Annotated in this window: 21 protein-coding genes; 17 read left to right on the top strand and 4 right to left on the bottom strand. The window is 40.2% G+C overall.

Going from position 1 to position 16156, the window contains the following annotated elements:
• The first annotated feature begins 12 nt into the window (after positions 1–12).
• From LLY41_RS17850 to LLY41_RS17830, 5 genes are all read left to right on the top strand, one after another.
• The gene (locus LLY41_RS17850) at positions 13–1758 is read left to right on the top strand and encodes a phospho-sugar mutase (RefSeq protein WP_095243706.1); all 1746 of its coding nucleotides are present in this window, start codon (positions 13–15) and stop codon (positions 1756–1758) included.
• Positions 1759–1797: 39 nt separating this feature from the next.
• Positions 1798–2520, top strand: a complete 723-nt coding sequence (locus LLY41_RS17845; protein ID WP_304586009.1) for an SDR family oxidoreductase — start codon at positions 1798–1800, stop codon at positions 2518–2520.
• A 163-nt stretch (positions 2521–2683) separates the two neighbouring features.
• Positions 2684–3814: a GAF domain-containing sensor histidine kinase gene (locus LLY41_RS17840; RefSeq protein WP_304586008.1), complete on the top strand. Its 1131-nt coding sequence runs from the start codon at positions 2684–2686 to the stop codon at positions 3812–3814.
• Positions 3815–4462 (top strand): response regulator, encoded by a 648-nt coding sequence (locus LLY41_RS17835; RefSeq protein ID WP_304586007.1) that lies wholly within the window; start codon positions 3815–3817, stop codon positions 4460–4462.
• Between the two features lie 139 nt (positions 4463–4601).
• Positions 4602–5141, top strand: a complete 540-nt coding sequence (locus tag LLY41_RS17830) for an NADPH-dependent FMN reductase (RefSeq protein ID WP_304586006.1) — start codon at positions 4602–4604, stop codon at positions 5139–5141.
• 56 nt (positions 5142–5197) lie between these two features.
• Here the strand turns inward: LLY41_RS17830 and LLY41_RS17825 are convergent, their stop codons facing one another.
• Positions 5198–5452, bottom strand: coding sequence for a YhdB family protein (locus LLY41_RS17825; RefSeq protein WP_095243713.1), 255 nt, complete (start codon positions 5450–5452; stop codon positions 5198–5200).
• A gap of 207 nt (positions 5453–5659) precedes the next feature.
• Between LLY41_RS17825 and LLY41_RS17820 the strand changes: the two genes are divergently transcribed.
• Both LLY41_RS17820 and LLY41_RS17815 read left to right on the top strand, forming a co-directional pair.
• The gene (locus tag LLY41_RS17820) at positions 5660–5977 is read left to right on the top strand and encodes a DUF3889 domain-containing protein (RefSeq protein WP_095243715.1); all 318 of its coding nucleotides are present in this window, start codon (positions 5660–5662) and stop codon (positions 5975–5977) included.
• Between the two features lie 126 nt (positions 5978–6103).
• A complete protein-coding gene (locus LLY41_RS17815; RefSeq protein ID WP_304586005.1) occupies positions 6104–7516 on the top strand; it encodes a SpoVR family protein in 1413 nt (470 codons plus the stop codon).
• 690 nt (positions 7517–8206) lie between these two features.
• On the opposite strand, the gene LLY41_RS17810 is transcribed toward LLY41_RS17815, so the two are convergent.
• On the bottom strand, positions 8207–8356 hold the full coding sequence (locus LLY41_RS17810) for a hypothetical protein (RefSeq protein ID WP_304586004.1): 150 nt from the start codon (positions 8354–8356) through the stop codon (positions 8207–8209).
• Between the two features lie 129 nt (positions 8357–8485).
• On the opposite strand from LLY41_RS17810, the gene LLY41_RS17805 reads away from it, so the two are divergent.
• The 9 genes from LLY41_RS17805 (at position 8486) to LLY41_RS17765 (ending at position 13486) form a co-directional block, all read left to right on the top strand.
• A complete protein-coding gene (locus LLY41_RS17805) occupies positions 8486–8746 on the top strand; it encodes a metal-sensitive transcriptional regulator (RefSeq protein ID WP_304586003.1) in 261 nt (86 codons plus the stop codon).
• Positions 8747–8832: 86 nt separating this feature from the next.
• Positions 8833–9192 carry a rhodanese-like domain-containing protein gene (locus LLY41_RS17800; protein ID WP_304586002.1) on the top strand — a complete coding sequence of 120 codons (360 nt, stop codon included), beginning with the start codon at positions 8833–8835 and terminating at the stop codon, positions 9190–9192.
• Between the two features lie 15 nt (positions 9193–9207).
• Positions 9208–9507: a rhodanese-like domain-containing protein gene (locus LLY41_RS17795; protein WP_304586001.1), complete on the top strand. Its 300-nt coding sequence runs from the start codon at positions 9208–9210 to the stop codon at positions 9505–9507.
• Between the two features lie 154 nt (positions 9508–9661).
• Entirely contained in the window at positions 9662–10138 is a 477-nt protein-coding gene (locus tag LLY41_RS17790) for a DsrE/DsrF/DrsH-like family protein (protein ID WP_082139053.1), read from the top strand.
• A 21-nt stretch (positions 10139–10159) separates the two neighbouring features.
• On the top strand, positions 10160–10738 hold the full coding sequence (locus LLY41_RS17785; protein ID WP_095243723.1) for a sulfurtransferase TusA family protein: 579 nt from the start codon (positions 10160–10162) through the stop codon (positions 10736–10738).
• Positions 10739–10780: 42 nt separating this feature from the next.
• A complete protein-coding gene (locus LLY41_RS17780) occupies positions 10781–11902 on the top strand; it encodes an MBL fold metallo-hydrolase (protein ID WP_304586000.1) in 1122 nt (373 codons plus the stop codon).
• A gap of 53 nt (positions 11903–11955) precedes the next feature.
• The gene (locus tag LLY41_RS17775; protein ID WP_095243726.1) at positions 11956–12183 is read left to right on the top strand and encodes a sulfurtransferase TusA family protein; all 228 of its coding nucleotides are present in this window, start codon (positions 11956–11958) and stop codon (positions 12181–12183) included.
• 64 nt (positions 12184–12247) lie between these two features.
• Positions 12248–13024, top strand: a complete 777-nt coding sequence (locus tag LLY41_RS17770) for a sulfite exporter TauE/SafE family protein (RefSeq protein ID WP_304585999.1) — start codon at positions 12248–12250, stop codon at positions 13022–13024.
• A gap of 99 nt (positions 13025–13123) precedes the next feature.
• Entirely contained in the window at positions 13124–13486 is a 363-nt protein-coding gene (locus tag LLY41_RS17765; protein ID WP_304585998.1) for a YidH family protein, read from the top strand.
• 29 nt (positions 13487–13515) lie between these two features.
• On the opposite strand, the gene LLY41_RS17760 is transcribed toward LLY41_RS17765, so the two are convergent.
• Complete coding sequence (locus LLY41_RS17760; RefSeq protein WP_048011901.1) at positions 13516–14409, bottom strand: YitT family protein; 894 nt, start codon at positions 14407–14409, stop codon at positions 13516–13518.
• Between the two features lie 317 nt (positions 14410–14726).
• On the opposite strand from LLY41_RS17760, the gene LLY41_RS17755 reads away from it, so the two are divergent.
• Complete coding sequence (locus LLY41_RS17755; protein ID WP_095243732.1) at positions 14727–15629, top strand: YihY/virulence factor BrkB family protein; 903 nt, start codon at positions 14727–14729, stop codon at positions 15627–15629.
• 31 nt (positions 15630–15660) lie between these two features.
• Here the strand turns inward: LLY41_RS17755 and LLY41_RS17750 are convergent, their stop codons facing one another.
• On the bottom strand, positions 15661–15975 hold the full coding sequence (locus LLY41_RS17750; RefSeq protein WP_095243734.1) for a DUF948 domain-containing protein: 315 nt from the start codon (positions 15973–15975) through the stop codon (positions 15661–15663).
• Positions 15976–16156 lie beyond the last annotated feature (181 nt).

Here is a 16156-nt window from a genome sequence, read left to right as displayed (position 1 = left end):
GGAGGTCATACAATGGAATGGAAAACAGCAGCAGAACGATGGATAAACCATGAGGATCTGGACAATGAATTATTAGAACAGCTAAAACGTCTGCAGGGAAATGAAAAGCTCCTTGAAGAAGCATTTTATAAGGGACTGGAATTCGGAACAGGCGGCATGCGCGGGGAAATTGGCCCGGGAACAAACCGCATGAATATATATACTGTCCGAAAGGCATCTGCAGGATTAGCGGCATACATAGAGGAAAAAGGACTGGAAGCAAAAAATAGGGGAGTGGCTATTGCTTATGATTCACGCCACATGTCTCCGGAATTTGCAATGGAAGCGGCTAAAACACTTGCCAGCAGGGGCATACAGACATATGTTTTTGACGAGCTTCGTCCAACTCCCGAACTTTCATTCGCAGTCAGGTACCTGCATGCGTATGCAGGCATAGTCATTACAGCCAGCCATAATCCGCCGGAATACAATGGTTATAAGGTCTATGGATCTGATGGGGCTCAGCTGATTCCCGCGGAAGCTGATATTGTTATAAGCAAGGTAAATGAATTGGAAAACGAATTGCTGATAGAAGTAATGGATGAAGATGTGTTAAAGGAAAAAGGGCTTATTACCATGATCGGCAAAACAGTTGATCAGGCCTATCAAAAGCAGCTTCTTACCATTTCAGAAAATCCCGGTGCCGCAAATGAAGCGGATGTGAGCGTAGTATTTACGCCTCTTCACGGTACGGCCAATAAGCCTGTCAGAGAGGCATTGTCAGCGCTTGGCTATGTAAATGTGCATGTGGTAAAGGAACAGGAGCTCCCGGATCCTGAGTTCTCAACAGTAAAGAGCCCTAATCCAGAGGAAAAAGATGCATTTGAGCTGGCAATGAGAGATGGAAGAGAAGCCAATGCAGATTTATTAATTGCTACAGACCCGGACGCCGATCGGCTTGGAATCGCTGCGAAGAACAAAGAAGGTGAGTATGTTCTTTTGACAGGAAATCAGACAGGGGCGCTGCTGCTTCACTACATACTTTCTCAGAAGAAAGAAAAGAATACACTGCCTGACAATGGCATCATGCTAAAAACGATTGTTACATCTGAATTTGGCCGCAGGGTTGCCTCGTCTTTTGGAGTAGAAACCATTGATGTTTTAACTGGCTTCAAATTCATTGCAGAAAAAATCAAGGAATATGAAGAGTCGGGTGAATACTGCTTCCTGTTTGGCTATGAGGAAAGCTATGGATATCTAATCGGCGACTTTGCAAGGGACAAAGATGCTATCCAGGCAGCCCTGCTTGCAACAGAAATGGCGGCTTATTATAAAAAGAAAGGCATGTCCCTTTATGAGGCATTGCTCAGCTTATTTGATGAGTTTGGCTATTTCCTTGAAGGATTAAATTCAATGACTCTCAAAGGAATTGAAGGAGCTGAAAAAATCCAGCAGACACTGGCATCTTTCCGCACTAATCCGATAAAGGAACTTGAAGGCATGAAAGTTCAGGCTGTTGAAGATTACTTAACAGGAATCAGAACGGAAGCAGATGGAACAGAGGAAAATATCGGCCTGCCAAAGTCCAATGTTATTAAGTATTTCTTCGAAGAAGGGAACTGGATCTGCCTAAGGCCGTCAGGTACAGAACCGAAAATTAAATTTTACTTTGGAATCAATGACTCATCATTAGCCGGCAGCAAGGAAAAACTGGAATCCGTCCAAAAAGCATTTATGGGCATCGTCGAAGAAAGAATGGGTATTTCAGTATCAAAATAAATTCTCACACCCAGAAGTGTTAACAGAAAGGAAGATTCAATGTTAAAGGGACAAACGGCAATAGTAACAGGTGCATCCAGAGGGATCGGCAAGGAAATCGCTGTTAAGCTGGCTCAGCAGGGCATGAAGCTGACTCTGATTGGCAGCTCAGGGGAAATACACCAATCTGCAGAAGCCCTCAATAAAATGGGATTTTCAGATGTAATGCCCATTCAGGCGGATATCTCAAATGAAGCACAAGTAAAGGCAGCAGTTGAAAAAACTCTTCAGACATACGGGCAGCTTGACCTTCTTGTGAACAATGCAGGTATGGGCTTTTTTAAACAGGTTGATGAAACGACACTGGATGAGTGGAAAAAGGTCTTTGAAGTCAATGTGCAGGGAGTTTTTCTCGGAAGCAGGGCAGTACTGCCGCATATGAAAGAGCGGAAATCAGGTACAATCATTACCATTTCTTCAGATGTAGCCAGGTATACGATCCCGAATGGATCAGCCTATACGGCAACAAAATACGCAGTTCAAGGCTTCTCGGGATCTTTAGCTCAGGAAGTCAGAGAATACGGTATCCGTGTCGGAACCATAAATCCTGGAATGGTTGATACGTTTTTTGCAGAATCAAAGCAGGGACTCGAAGAGAAAAAAGATTGGCTGAAGGTCGAAGATATCGCAAACGCTGTTGTTTACATGGCATCAGCACCGAAACACATGATGATAGACGAAATCGTTCTTCATCCATTTGTTCAAAACTACCCAATAGCATAGAATGTTGCACCGAAGAGGAATGCTCTTCGGTGTTTTTAGTAAGGGAACTTTTCCTGTCTGCAACTTTAGTCGCAGGCCGCTTCCTCCTAAATGCCAAGGAAGTATGGGGAAAGAAGTTATATAATAAAAAGTACATATATGACAAGGACCAAGGGGGATCCGGGTGTTGGGGAAAAAAAGACAATCAGAAATCGGAATATTAAAAGAAATAGCAGAGCTACTGAATGAAGGAACAGAAATAGATTCACTTCTTAAAGAGGTGCTGCAAAAACTGCTTCACATCACGGGCCTGGAAACGGGATGGGTATTTTTGATCGACAGCCATGGGGAGTTCCGCCTGGCAGCAGAAGAGAAACTGCCCCCTGCCCTTTCCGCGGATAACTGCAGGCCGATGTGCATGGGAGATTGCTGGTGTATTGACCGCTATAATGACGGCAGATTAAACAAAGCTTCAAATATAATTGAATGCAAAAGAATAGAAGATGCAATTGCCGAGCAAAGAAAAGATACCAATGGGCTAACCCATCATGCCTCCGTACCGCTGAGAGCAGGAGAGGAAAAGTTTGGTGTACTTAATATTGGTTCACCTGCCAAAACCCATTTTTCACCGGAAGAATTAGCTTTGCTGGAATCTGTTGCTTTCCAAATCGGAACGGCTATAAAACGGATCAAGCTCACACAGCTCGAACAAGAGACGGCACTTGCTGCGGAAAGAAACCGGCTGGCAAGGGACCTGCATGATTCTGTAAACCAGCTTTTGTTCTCTCTAAGCTTGACGGCGAGAGGAGGAGCGGAAATGGCTGATAACCCGGAAATGAAAGAAACCTTTTCCTACATGCAGGATCTCGCACAGGAAGCCTTAAGCGAGATGAGAGCGCTTATCTGGCAGCTCAAACCGCGCGGACTGGAAAATGGAATTATATGTGCTATGCAGACTTACAGTCAAATGCTTGGCCTGAAGCTAAACTCAAAAGTTAAGGGTGTAATTTGTCTTCCGGGTAAAGTTGAAGAAACACTTTGGAGAATTGGCCAGGAAGCTCTGGCAAACTGCAAGAAACATTCCGGTGAGTCAACAGCTGATGTGGTACTGACTGTGGATGAAAGAACAGTTACCATGATGATTTCCGATTGCGGCAGAGGGTTTCATTATCATGAAAATGATATCCCTTCTCTAGGTCTCAAAAGCATGAAGAAAAGGACAGAAGCACTGAATGGTATATTCAAAATAATAACAGAGCCAAACAAAGGAACGAATATTGAAATTATCATTCCTTTGGAAAAGGGAGGGAAATAAATGGCCATCAAGGTTTTAATAGCGGATGATCATCATGTTGTAAGAAGGGGACTTGTATTTTTTCTCAAAACTCAGCAGGAAATCGAAATTATCGGGGAGGCAAAAAACGGCCTTGAAGCTGTTGAGATGATGCAAACACACCAGCCGGATGTTGTATTAATGGACCTGGATATGCCTGTAATGAATGGGATTGAAGCCACAAGGCAGATTAAACTGAATGATCCTGATGTGAAAATCATGATACTCACAAGTTTTTCAGACCAGGATCATGTAATACCCGCCATAGAGGCGGGCGCATCAGGATATCAGCTGAAAGATATTGAGCCGGATATCCTCGTTCAGGCAATAATCCAGCTGATGAAAGGAGAGAACCAGCTTCATCCAAAAGCCACCTCCCATCTGCTTACACATTTAACGAATAAAAACAGTACGGAAAGACAGCCGCTTGAAGAGCTGACAAAGAGAGAGCTCGAGGTTCTGAGAGAGATCGCAAAAGGAAAAAGCAATAAAGAAATAGCTTCATCTCTTTTTATCACAGAAAAGACAGTTAAAACCCATGTTTCCAACCTGCTGTCCAAGTTAGAACTCGCAGACAGGACACAGGCAGCACTTTATGCCGTGCGTCATGGAATTGCCGAGACAAAATAAAAACTCATCCAAAAGTCTGAGGAAATATTTACTGAATTAGTACTAAAACAGGCTTTATAAAACTCAGCCATCCTGACGATGTGTAAAAGCGCATGTTTCTATATACTAAATAATATAGGATCTTAAAGGAGAGTTTATAATGAAGCTTACAATTATTAATGGAAGTCCGCGAATGAAGGGACGCACGGGAATAGCCTCCCGTTATATTGCAAGAAAATATAATGCTGAACTGATCGACTTAAGCCTTGGAGAAATTCCTTTATACAATGGAACAGAAGAACAATATGGGCTGCCTGCTGTTAAAAATTTGCGCCAGCAGATTGCTGACTCTGATGGAGTTATTCTGGCATCCCCTGAGTATCACAGTGCCATGAGCGGAGCATTAAAAAATGCGCTGGATTTCCTGGGGAGTGAGCAATTTGCCCATAAGCCAGTCGGTCTGCTGGTTGTGGCAGGCGGCGGAAAAGGCGGTATCAATGCGCTGAATAATTTAAGAATTGCCGGCAGAGGCGTGTATGCCAATGTTATACCTAAACAGCTTGTCCTTGACCCGCATTGTTTTGATTATGAAAATGATGGCCTTTTTGAGGAACCAGCCAAACTGGTAGAGGGCTTAATAAATGAACTTCATATATATATGAGGGCATATGATCAAATTAAGCAGGAATTAAAACAATAAAAAAACAAAAACACGGACTAAAAAATCCGTGTTTTATTATTGGTGGAATTCTTTTGTCAGGTTAGTTCATAAAATACAGTGTTTGGCAGCTGTTTTTCCGATAATTCATTGGCATGGTCAATATATCTAAGCAGTGAGTATAAATGTTTTTCAATGACAGAATAATCATTTTCGAAATTGTAGGCATGCAGGAAATGTTCAATTTTCTTTGAAAGAAACTGATCTTCCGTCCTGACCATCAGGATCAGCAGGTTATCCCATTCAGACCGGTGTGTATAATATAACGCACGGTCGTAATCCACTTTATTCATTTGTCCTCTCCTCCTCTTCCAGGAGTTGATTATAGTTTATGATGATGCGGCATATTATTTCAAAGTAAATCTTGGACTTGTTGATATTCATGGGTTTTCATCATTTACCTGTATATATTGGCTAAATTCATTTAAAGGAAATTCAGTTACATAAAATCAAAGCCTGGGTCAAAAATATAAGTAACGACATATGCTTTGGAGGGAATAATGAAAAAGTATTTATCCATCTTTATGCTGATTTGTTTAATAGCCGGGGGAGGTTCATTGGCAGGAGCTGTACAAAAACCGGATTATGAAAAATATGGAAGAATTGCCGTCGCAGTTGTAAAAGAAGACTACCCTGGGGAAGAAGTGGTGGATTATCAGTATGGAGGAAGAAAGAAAGTTACTGAAACAGATGTAACAGATACCTTTACTTTTACCGTAAAAGAAAACGGGAATCCAGTAAACGTACTGGTGATGGTCACACATAACCTTAAAGATAATAAAGCGGTTAGCATCACTGTGGAGAGAAAAGCGCAATAGCACAAATAAAAGCGGGGCGAAATGCTCCGCTTTTTGATGTAATTTGTTCCAAGCTTATGAAGAGACTACTCATCAATCCTCTTGTTGGTTCATAGATTATGGTAAGGACTAAAAGGGGGAGTGGCAATGCGGGAGGAAGATAATAAATCATTGGAATATGCCATTCAGGAAATTACTGAAATTGCAAATGGGTTTGGTTTGGACTATTACCCTATGAGGTATGAAATTTGCCCAGCCGAAATCATTTATACATTTGGCGCTTATGGCATGCCGACCAGGTTTTCGCATTGGAGCTTTGGAAAACAGTTTCATAAAATGAAGCTGCATTATGATTTGGGATTATCAAAAATTTATGAGCTCGTAATTAACTCGGATCCTTGCTATGCGTTTCTGCTGGATTCAAATACCCTTATCCAAAACAAATTAATTGTGGCGCATGTTTTAGCACATTGTGATTTCTTTAAAAATAATGTGCGTTTTCAAAACACAAAGAGGGACATGGTAGAGAGCATGGCTGCCACTGCTGAAAGAATAAGGCATTATGAAATTGAGTTTGGGAAGAAGGAAGTGGAAACCTTCCTTGATGCCGTGCTGGCAATTGAGGAGCATATTGATCCTTCTCTTATGAGGCCGAAGCTAGCCTGGAGTTCGGATGATGAGTATGAAAGCAGCGGTGATACGGCAGCGGCCAGCCCTTATGATGATTTATGGGGTTTGGATGAAAGAAACAAGAAGCATGAACCAAAGAAGAAAAATAAGAAATTCCCTCCGAAACCGGAAAAAGATTTATTGCTGTTTATAGAGAGCTACAGCAGGGAGCTAACCGACTGGCAGCGGGATATATTAACGATGATGCGGGAAGAAATGCTCTATTTTTGGCCGCAGCTGGAAACTAAAATTATGAATGAAGGCTGGGCATCGTATTGGCATCAGCGCATCTTAAGGGAAATGGATTTGACATCTGCTGAAGCGCTGGAATTTGCAAAGTTGAATGCAGGGGTTGTGCAGCCGTCCAAGACCGGAATCAATCCATATTATCTGGGTCTGAAGATTTTTGAAGATATTGAAGAACGATATAACAATCCGACTGAGGAAATGAAAAGGCGCGGGGCAGTGCCAAATTCAGGCCGGGAAAAAATGTTCGAGGTTCGTGAAATCGAGTCAGATATATCATTTTTAAGAAATTATTTAACAAAAGACCTTGTCATGAGAGAAGATATGTATCTGTTCCAAAAACAGGGCAAGGATTATAAAGTAGTGGATAAACAGTGGGAGCATGTGCGCGATCAGCTTGTCAGCATGCGTGTAAATGGAGGATTCCCATATTTGACGGTTACTGACGGCGATTATATGAAGAATGGTGAACTATACTTAAAGCACTGGTTTGAAGGTGTGGAGCTTGATCTTAAATATCTTGAAAAAGTACTTCCATATGTACATCAGCTTTGGGGCAGAGGCGTCCATATGGAAACCATTGTTGAAGGCAAGAATATGCTTTTCACTTACGATGGGAAGAGCATCCACAGAAAATATTTATAAAAATGACGGACGAACCAAAGTATGTTGTGGTTCGTCTTTTTTTTTCAGGTTTTTAAAAAATGGGCAGAATAAAACTAAATACTTCCCTTTCCAAGGAGTATTGAAGTAATATTAACGTGTACAGGCGGGGGTATTAAAAAGGTAACTAGATGACTCCCCGATATTAATATTTTCTTTTTAGCCATTGATAAACTGAGGAAAGGATGATGATCTTGAAAATTACAGATTCAGCTCGAGACTTATTGAAACAGGTTCTTCAAGAGAAAAATACGGGCGGCATTAGAGTTTATTTTGCAGGCTTTGGCTGAGGTGGCCCTCAAATTGGACTGGCTCTGGATGAGCCGGAAGCAGATGATATAATCGAAACAATAAATGAGATCCAGGTGGCAATCGACCCGGAAATCAAACCGCATACAGAAAGTATGATTCTTGACCATGATCAGGAAAATGAAAGACTGGTTCTGTTAGGCAATGACAGCGACTGCTGCTAATGAAAAACACCCATGCGGGTGTTTTTCTATTTGTAAAAAAAGTGTTGACTATATACCCAATAGGGTATATTATATGAATTGTAATTGAATTATTTACGCAGAGGAGAGAACTATGCTGCTGATTATTTTAACCTTGCTGCTAGCCAGTTTCCCTTTATTTAAAAGGTATTATCCTATTAGAAACATACCTTGTTATCATTTAGATCAATGCCTGCCCCAGGAAGGAATAGCCCTGCTGGATGTCAGGGAATATAATGATTCCTGTCATTGTGAAATACCCGGAGCGATCAATTTGCCCATTCCATATATAAATCGGCATATAAACGATATACCTTATAACCAGATCCATTTAGTTGCCTCCAGCTCATTAGAGAAAAATGTGGGAGTAAGGATGCTGAGAAAAAAAGGGTTTAAGATAGTTGGTTTTTCAATGCCTGATTGTCACTGTGTAAAATAAAACTGAAATGGGGTGAAGCGTGTGTTATACGATGCAAAAACTAAAAATCGAATCAAAAGGGCGGAAGGTCAGCTTAGAGGGATTTTAAAAATGATGGAGGATGAAAAAGATTGCAAATCTGTCATTACCCAGCTAACAGCTTCAAGATCAGCAATTGATAAAGCAATTGCAGTTATTGTCAGTTCCAATATTGAACAATGTATTGTTGAAAACGCTGAAAAGGGAATTGAGAGTTCCATCATGATTGAAGAGGCTGTCAACTTACTTGTTAAAAGCCGATGATGGTCAGTTGACTTCCTTTTTTTATTAAGTTACAATATACCCCATAAGGTATAAAGAAGGAACGATATATATTTGGAGGTAGGCAAATGACTGTTGCAAATGGAATTATTATAACCCTGCTTATTATTTTTCTCGTTCTGAAGCTGATTCCTGTAAAGGGAGTAAAACAGATGACAACTGCTCAGCTGAAGAATGAAATGAAGGACAAAACAAAGCAATACATTGATGTAAGAACATCAGCTGAATTTAAGAGCTTCCATATTCCAGGATTTAAGAACATGCCTCTTCATCAGCTTCACCAGAAAATGGGACAGTTATCAAGAGATAAGGAAGTAGTTGTTATTTGTCAAAGTGGAATGAGAAGCAGCAAAGCAACCGAAATTCTAAAAAAAGCCGGATATAAGAACATTACAAATATTAAAGGCGGAGTAAGCGCCTGGAGATAAAGGGGAGAATATTAAATGAAAACAATGACTGTTAATGAAGTAGAGCAGCAGCTTGCTGCAGGAAAAAAATTAAATATCATTGATGTGCGGGAAGCAGATGAAGTAAAAGAAGGAAAGATAGCTTCAGCTATTCATATTCCGCTTGGATTAATTGAATTCCGTATGCATGAGCTGGATAAGAATCAGGAATATGTTATGGTTTGCCGATCAGGGAACCGCAGTGGATTAGCTGCACAATTTCTTGAAGGACAGGGGTTTAGTGTCATTAACATGCTTGGCGGTATGATGAACTGGGAAGGACCATTAGATTACTGATCTGCAAATGGCCAATAACAGGTGTTGACAGAAAGTCAAATATACTCTAGTATATACCCAGTAAGGTATTTTGGATCATTTTAAAAGCTTAAAACAAATAAATAAATTTTTTTGATTATAAAAATACCCAATGGGGTAAAGGGAGGATAAAAGATTGGAAAAGAAAAAAACAACAATCGTTCTATTCAGCGGAGATTATGACAAGGTGATGGCGGCTTATATCATTGCAAACGGTGCAGCTGCTTACGATCATGAAGTAACCATCTTTCACACATTCTGGGGACTAAATGCTCTGAGGAAAGATGAGCCAATTCAAGTCAAAAAAACTTTTATGGAAAAAATGTTTGGCAAAATGATGCCAAGAGGTCCGGAAAAAATGGGTTTATCTAAAATGAATATGGCTGGAATGGGTCCTAAGATGATCAAAGATATTATGAAAAAGCACAACACAATGCCAGTTAAAGATTTGATTGAATTAGCAAAAGAACAGGATGTTAAGCTGGTAGCCTGTCAAATGACTGTCGACCTTCTTGGATTTAAACAGGAAGAAATCATTGATGGTGTGGAATATGCCGGTGTAGCTGCTTATCTTGCAGATGCAGAAGACGGTAATGTCAACTTATTTATCTAAAGCTATAAGGAGGAATTTTGAATGGAAACTTTAAAAACGAACTTTTCAGTGGATGCAAAGGGGCTTGCCTGCCCAATGCCGATTGTAAGAACGAAAAAAGCAATCAATAATCTGAATCCGGGGGAAGTGCTTGAGGTACTTGCAACAGATAAGGGTTCAAAAGCAGATATTCAGGCCTGGGCAAAAAGCTCTGGACACCAATATCTTGGCACAATGGAAGAAGGCGGAGTGCTTAAGCATTATATACGAAAAGCAGGTGAAAATGAAGAGCGTGAAGCTGCAACTTTTGAGCCTGTTGCCTCTAACGATGATCTTTTAAAAGAGATGGATTCTAATGATGATATTGTTGTTCTCGATGTCAGGGAACCTGCTGAATATGCATTCGGCCATATTCCAAATGCTATTTCGATTCCCTTCGGAGAATTGGAGGAAAGAATTAGCGAGCTGAACCAGGATAAAAAGATTTTTGTAGTATGCCGTACAGGGAGCCGAAGTGATATGGCATCCCAGGTATTAGCTGAAAAGGGCTTCTCAAATGTTATTAATGTAGTTCCGGGAATGTCCGAATGGAATGGACCGACAGAAACGAAGCTTAACTAAATTTTTTTAAACTGAATTATACATTAGGGGGTATGTAAAAAGATGAAAGCAATGACTGCTAGTGAAGTAACAAAAAAGGTTATTCATAATGAAGAACTATTTATACTTGATGTGCGTAATGAAACCGACTTTAATGATTGGAAGATTGAAGGCAAAAACTTTGAATACTTGAATGTTCCTTACTTTGACCTTCTTGATGGTGTTGAATCCATTCTGGATAAAATTCCGGCTGATAAAGAGCTTTTAGTAGTGTGTGCAAAAGAAGGTTCTTCTGTCATGGTTACAGAAATGCTTGAGGAAGCAGGACGCGATGCTTCCTACCTCGCAGGCGGGATGAAATCATGGAGTGAGCATCTTGAGCCTGTTAAAGTGGGCGATTTAAAGGATGGCGGAGAAATGTATCAATTTGTCCGCATCGGAAAAGGCTGCCTTTCCTACATGGTGATTTCAAACGGTGAAGCTGCAATCGTCGATGCCACAAGAATGACAGACGTATTTACTGATTTTGCTGCTGAAAAGAATGCAGAGATCAAGCATGTCTTTGATACGCATCTTCATGCAGATCATATTTCTGGCGGACGAAAAATTGCTGAAAAAACGGGTGCTTCCTACTGGCTTCCTCCTAAGGATGCTGAAGAAGTAACATTTGAATACAGCCGTCTTGAAGATGGAAACGAAGTCATGATTGGTTCTACTAAAATCAGCATTCAAGCTATTTACTCACCAGGCCATACCATTGGCTCCACATCTTTTGTAGTGGACGATCAATACCTTCTTTCAGGTGATATCCTATTCATCGATTCTATCGGACGTCCGGACCTTGCCGGTAAAGCCGGGGATTGGGCTGGAGATTTAAGAGAAACACTTTATAAGCGCTATAAAGACCTATCGGACGAATTAGTTGTTATGCCTGCACACTTCATGATTATTGAAGAATTGAATGAGGATGGCAGCGTATCAGAAAAGCTTGGCACATTATTTGCTGCAAATCACGGATTAAATATCGAAGACGAAGGTGAGTTCAGAAAATTAGTTTCTGAAAATCTTCCTCCTCAGCCTAATGCTTATCAGGAAATCCGCGAAACAAATATGGGAAAAATCAGCCCGGATGAAGAAAAACAGCGTGAGATGGAAATCGGTCCAAATCGCTGTGCTGTAAGATAATCTTTTAGTAAGGATTTATCAAAAAACTAATAATAAAATTGGAGGAATGAAATATGAACGCAGCAAAAATACTGGATGCAAAAGGCTTAGCTTGTCCAATGCCAATCGTAAAAACGAAGAAAGCAATAGGTGAAATCGAATCAGGGCAAGTGCTTGAAGTTCATACAACAGATAAAGGCGCTGTTAAAGATTTGGCTGCCTGGACAGAGTCAACTGGACATGAGCTTTTAAAACATGAGGATGACAATGGAGTGTTAAAGTTCTGGATAAAAAAAGGCTAATCTATTGTAAAGATAAACGGGGGTTTCGACTCCCTTTTATTGCTTAAAAGGAGGGAAAAGCCACATGGATTTTACTTTTTTGATCGTCATATTTTTAATTGGTTTTATCGGGTCTTATATTTCCGGAATGGTGGGAATTGGCGGCTCAATCATTAAATACCCAATGCTATTATACATTCCTCCGTTATTTGGATTAGCTGCCTTTTCTGCTCATGAAGTATCCGGAATCAGTGCTGTACAGGTGTTTTTTGCAACAATCGGAGGTGTCTGGGCCTACAGGAAAGGCGGATACCTGAATAAAACACTAATTATTTATATGGGTTCAGCCATATTAGTCGGAAGTTTAATCGGAAGTTACGGTTCAAGGTTTATGACGGAAGGCGGCATTAACCTTGTTTATGGTGTTTTAGCTTTAATTGCTGCAATCATGATGTTTGTGCCGAAAAAGGGCTTGGATGACATCCCTTTGGATCAAGTAAAGTTCAACAAATGGCTTGCAGCTTTCTTTGCTTTTATTGTCGGCATCGGGGCTGGTATCGTCGGTGCAGCAGGTGCCTTTTTACTGGTTCCTATTATGCTGGTTGTATTGAAGATTCCTACAAGGATGACGATTGCGACATCACTGGCAATTACTTTTATTTCATCGATCGGATCTACAGTTGGTAAATTGGCAACCGGACAGGTAGACTATGTTCCTGCAGCCATTATGATTATTGCCAGCTTAATTGCTTCTCCATTAGGAGCTGCTTCAGGAAAAAAAGTAAATACAAAAATTCTCCAGGTTATTTTGGCTGTACTAATTCTGGCTACATCCATTAAGATCTGGATGGATATATTATAATTCTGGGGAGGGGGCAGCAGGTGCTGTTCCCTTTATGTTTAACCTGTGGTTAAGCGGTAAAAATAAAAGTATGCTTCAGATAAGGGAGAGCTGTTTCTGATGGAAGAAACGAAAGAGTCGAAATACATACAGCAGCATCTGGCAAATGAAAGAACCTTCCTGGCATGGGTAAGAACATCGATCGCTGTAATTGGAATAGGCGTACTTGCTTCCACGCTGCATTTTAATAATGTGCAGAGAGTAAATAAGTTTGCAGACAGCATTGCCATTTCATTAAGTTTATTTTCTCTGGTTACCGGCCTGACAATCCTGGTTTACTCTACCCTGAATTATTTTCAGGTCAGAAAAAGAATTAACCTGCAAACCTACTCATCATCCCGATCTCTAATATATTTAATAACAGCTGTTATCTTTTTAATATTTGTTTTGTTACTAGTATATTTATTTGTTATATTGATTTAACTGGCACATTCATGTTTTTATAAACTAGCTTAATGAATGGCTTTCTTTTTAAATCTTCCGCCCCTGACTTCCGCAATATCAGCAACTGCTAAAAAAGCACTGGGATCTATTTCTTCAACGATGGCTTTTAATTTTGCCTCTTCCAGTCTGGTGATGACACAAAAGATTACTTTTTTATCATCCCCTGTGTAAGCACCTTCCCCATTTAAGTAGGTAACCCCTCTTCCAAGCCGTGCCAGGATCGCTTCGCCGATTACCTTATGCTGGTCACTGATGATCCAGGCTGATTTTGATTCATCCAGCCCGCTGATCACCACATCAATTGTTTTGAAAGCAATGAAATAAGCGAGGATGGAATACATTGCCCTGTTCCAGCCGAAAACAAAGCCTGCCGTAGCAAAAATGAAGATATTGAAAAACATAATAATTTCGCCGACAGAGAACGGAAGTTTTTTATTTACCAGAATGGCCAGAATCTCTGTTCCATCTAAGGATCCTCCATACCTGATCACCATGCCGACCCCAACACCTAGAACAATGCCGCCAAATACCGTTGCTAACAGTAAATCCTCAGTAAAAACAGGAACATCGTGCAAAAGAAGGGTGGTTGCTGATAATACGGCAATCCCGAGCAGCGTAGACAACGCAAAGGTTTTCCCTATCTGTTTGTATCCTATGTAAAAAAATGGGATGTTAAGGATGAAAATAAACCAGCCCAGTTTCCAGCCGGACAGGTGAGAGAGGATAATGGAGATGCCTACTATTCCGCCATCCAGAATTTTATTTGGCACAAGGAACTCTTCGATCCCCACGCCCATAAGTATGGCTCCAACTATGATGAAGAAAATTCTTTTTGCAAGCTTTCCTTTAGTCAATCCTTTATGTACATTTGCTTCAACAGCCGTTTCGAGTGATACGTTCATAAATGACCCCCATTTTTATATGATACCCGAGTATCTGTATAAGCTAATAATATAATATGATGGCTTGTGCCATTTTAGCTCAAACTAATTAATCGGCAAGTCTGATAATCATTATATCTAATTATACCATTTCTTTTATTAGATGAGGGATTCCGGGATTACAATAATACGCTCAGATCTGTACTCTTTTAAGGAGCAGTTAGTGATCTCTTTTTTACCAGTCTGATTGAATATTTTATGAAAATACGATTAGTTTAAAGCTCTTCGGGGAAATAAACACATACAAGCTATTAGCTGTATAAGGGAGGGGCAGTTACATGCATAAGGTTATTCAATTTGGCAAGAAGCTCGGGAAGGAGTTTAAGAAGGATCGGGCAACCGGGCTTGCAGCCGAACAAGCCTATTATTATATGCTCTCCATTTTTCCTTTATTAATTCTGCTTATCTCCATAGTTCCATATCTATCACTGGATCCTCAAAAAGCATTAACCTATCTGCAGAGTGTAATGCCGTCTGATTCGTTTAGTGTAATCGAGGATAATGTGGTAGATATCATTACGAAGCCAAACGGCGGTCTGCTGACTTTTGGTATTATCGGTACATTATGGTCGGCTTCTAATGGAATGCAGGCTTTCATAAGGGCCATGAATGATGCGTTTGATGTAAAGGAATCGAGATCATTTATAAAATCAAGACTGGTTTCCATAGGCTTAACACTTGGACTGCTTGCAGCATTCATTGTTGCCATGGTTCTTCCCGTATTTGGGAAAGTGATCCTGAATTTTATTGGGAATTTTATAAATATATCTGATGGGATGCAAATTTTGATCAATGTATTGAGATGGGCCGTTGCTTTTGTAATCATGGTTGCAGTCCTGGCTATTCTTTATAAAGTCGCACCGAATAAACATTTTCCTTTCAAACAGGTATTGCCGGGTGCAATAGCCGCAACGGTTATGTGGCAGATCATATCTTTCGGCTTATCCTTTTACGTAAGCAATTTTGGAAATTATTCAGCCACATATGGCAGTCTTGGCGGAGTTATTGTATTAATGCTTTGGTTCTTTTTAACCGGCCTTGCACTTGTTATTGGCGGAGAAATAAGTGCTCTCTATCACAGAAATAATACATTCAAACCGGGCACCGGGAAGAAAGATGATAAAAAAGATCCCAAAGGACAATCCGATGGAGAAGCGTACCGTACACTTTCAATTAAATAAGATAAAATAAAACGAGGGCTCAGCCCTCGTTTTATTTTATATGATGGATAAAAGGTATTTTAATGTTCCACCACTTTTTTATTTTTTTCGGTGTTTCTTTAACAGCATCCACTGTATTATTAAATGTTTGTTTCTTAAAATTGATATCCCTTTGGATTTCTTTCTGGGTTGCTGTCAGTTCGTCAACTCCATTTTTTACTTGATCTGCTTTTAGCTGCATGACTGTGCTTATTGCTGTCAGCTTATTAATTGCGGGTTTGGCATCCTTGTACGTTTTAAACGCATAGATGCCGAGAAAAATCAGGGATGCTGCTATAAGAATCAAGCTTGCATATACAATGAACATAACGGCCTGCCTCCTCATGCTGGGTTTTCTTATTATTTACCCATTAACACAAAAAATTAACGTTAAATCTTAATAACCAACTTCAAGATAAAAGAGAATTCTCAGAATAAATTAAAGAATTGACGTCCAAATTTGAGTTTGCTAGAATTGGTTTCATTATATCAATAGATTGTGTTTGGGC

This window comes from Cytobacillus firmus (genome assembly GCF_023612095.1).
Taxonomy (GTDB): domain Bacteria; phylum Bacillota; class Bacilli; order Bacillales; family Cytobacillaceae; genus Cytobacillus.
The sequence above is the reverse complement of the archived record's forward strand: the minus strand, read 5'-3'. Positions and strand labels throughout refer to the sequence as shown.

What these genes read in the sequence shown, in the direction of transcription:
- LLY41_RS17850 (WP_095243706.1), top strand. Translation starts at nt 13, where the DNA reads ATGGAATGGAAAACAGCAGCAGAACGATGGATAAACCATGAGGATCTG.
- LLY41_RS17845 (WP_304586009.1), top strand. Translation starts at nt 1,798, where the DNA reads ATGTTAAAGGGACAAACGGCAATAGTAACAGGTGCATCCAGAGGGATC.
- LLY41_RS17835 (WP_304586007.1), top strand. Translation starts at nt 3,815, where the DNA reads ATGGCCATCAAGGTTTTAATAGCGGATGATCATCATGTTGTAAGAAGG.
- LLY41_RS17830 (WP_304586006.1), top strand. Translation starts at nt 4,602, where the DNA reads ATGAAGCTTACAATTATTAATGGAAGTCCGCGAATGAAGGGACGCACG.
- LLY41_RS17825 (WP_095243713.1), bottom strand. Translation starts at nt 5,452, where the DNA reads ATGAATAAAGTGGATTACGACCGTGCGTTATATTATACACACCGGTCT.
- LLY41_RS17820 (WP_095243715.1), top strand. Translation starts at nt 5,660, where the DNA reads ATGAAAAAGTATTTATCCATCTTTATGCTGATTTGTTTAATAGCCGGG.
- LLY41_RS17815 (WP_304586005.1), top strand. Translation starts at nt 6,104, where the DNA reads ATGCGGGAGGAAGATAATAAATCATTGGAATATGCCATTCAGGAAATT.
- LLY41_RS17810 (WP_304586004.1), bottom strand. Translation starts at nt 8,356, where the DNA reads ATGGATCTGGTTATAAGGTATATCGTTTATATGCCGATTTATATATGG.
- LLY41_RS17800 (WP_304586002.1), top strand. Translation starts at nt 8,833, where the DNA reads ATGACTGTTGCAAATGGAATTATTATAACCCTGCTTATTATTTTTCTC.
- LLY41_RS17795 (WP_304586001.1), top strand. Translation starts at nt 9,208, where the DNA reads ATGAAAACAATGACTGTTAATGAAGTAGAGCAGCAGCTTGCTGCAGGA.
- LLY41_RS17785 (WP_095243723.1), top strand. Translation starts at nt 10,160, where the DNA reads ATGGAAACTTTAAAAACGAACTTTTCAGTGGATGCAAAGGGGCTTGCC.
- LLY41_RS17780 (WP_304586000.1), top strand. Translation starts at nt 10,781, where the DNA reads ATGAAAGCAATGACTGCTAGTGAAGTAACAAAAAAGGTTATTCATAAT.
- LLY41_RS17775 (WP_095243726.1), top strand. Translation starts at nt 11,956, where the DNA reads ATGAACGCAGCAAAAATACTGGATGCAAAAGGCTTAGCTTGTCCAATG.
- LLY41_RS17770 (WP_304585999.1), top strand. Translation starts at nt 12,248, where the DNA reads ATGGATTTTACTTTTTTGATCGTCATATTTTTAATTGGTTTTATCGGG.
- LLY41_RS17765 (WP_304585998.1), top strand. Translation starts at nt 13,124, where the DNA reads ATGGAAGAAACGAAAGAGTCGAAATACATACAGCAGCATCTGGCAAAT.
- LLY41_RS17760 (WP_048011901.1), bottom strand. Translation starts at nt 14,409, where the DNA reads ATGAACGTATCACTCGAAACGGCTGTTGAAGCAAATGTACATAAAGGA.
- LLY41_RS17755 (WP_095243732.1), top strand. Translation starts at nt 14,727, where the DNA reads ATGCATAAGGTTATTCAATTTGGCAAGAAGCTCGGGAAGGAGTTTAAG.
- LLY41_RS17750 (WP_095243734.1), bottom strand. Translation starts at nt 15,975, where the DNA reads ATGTTCATTGTATATGCAAGCTTGATTCTTATAGCAGCATCCCTGATT.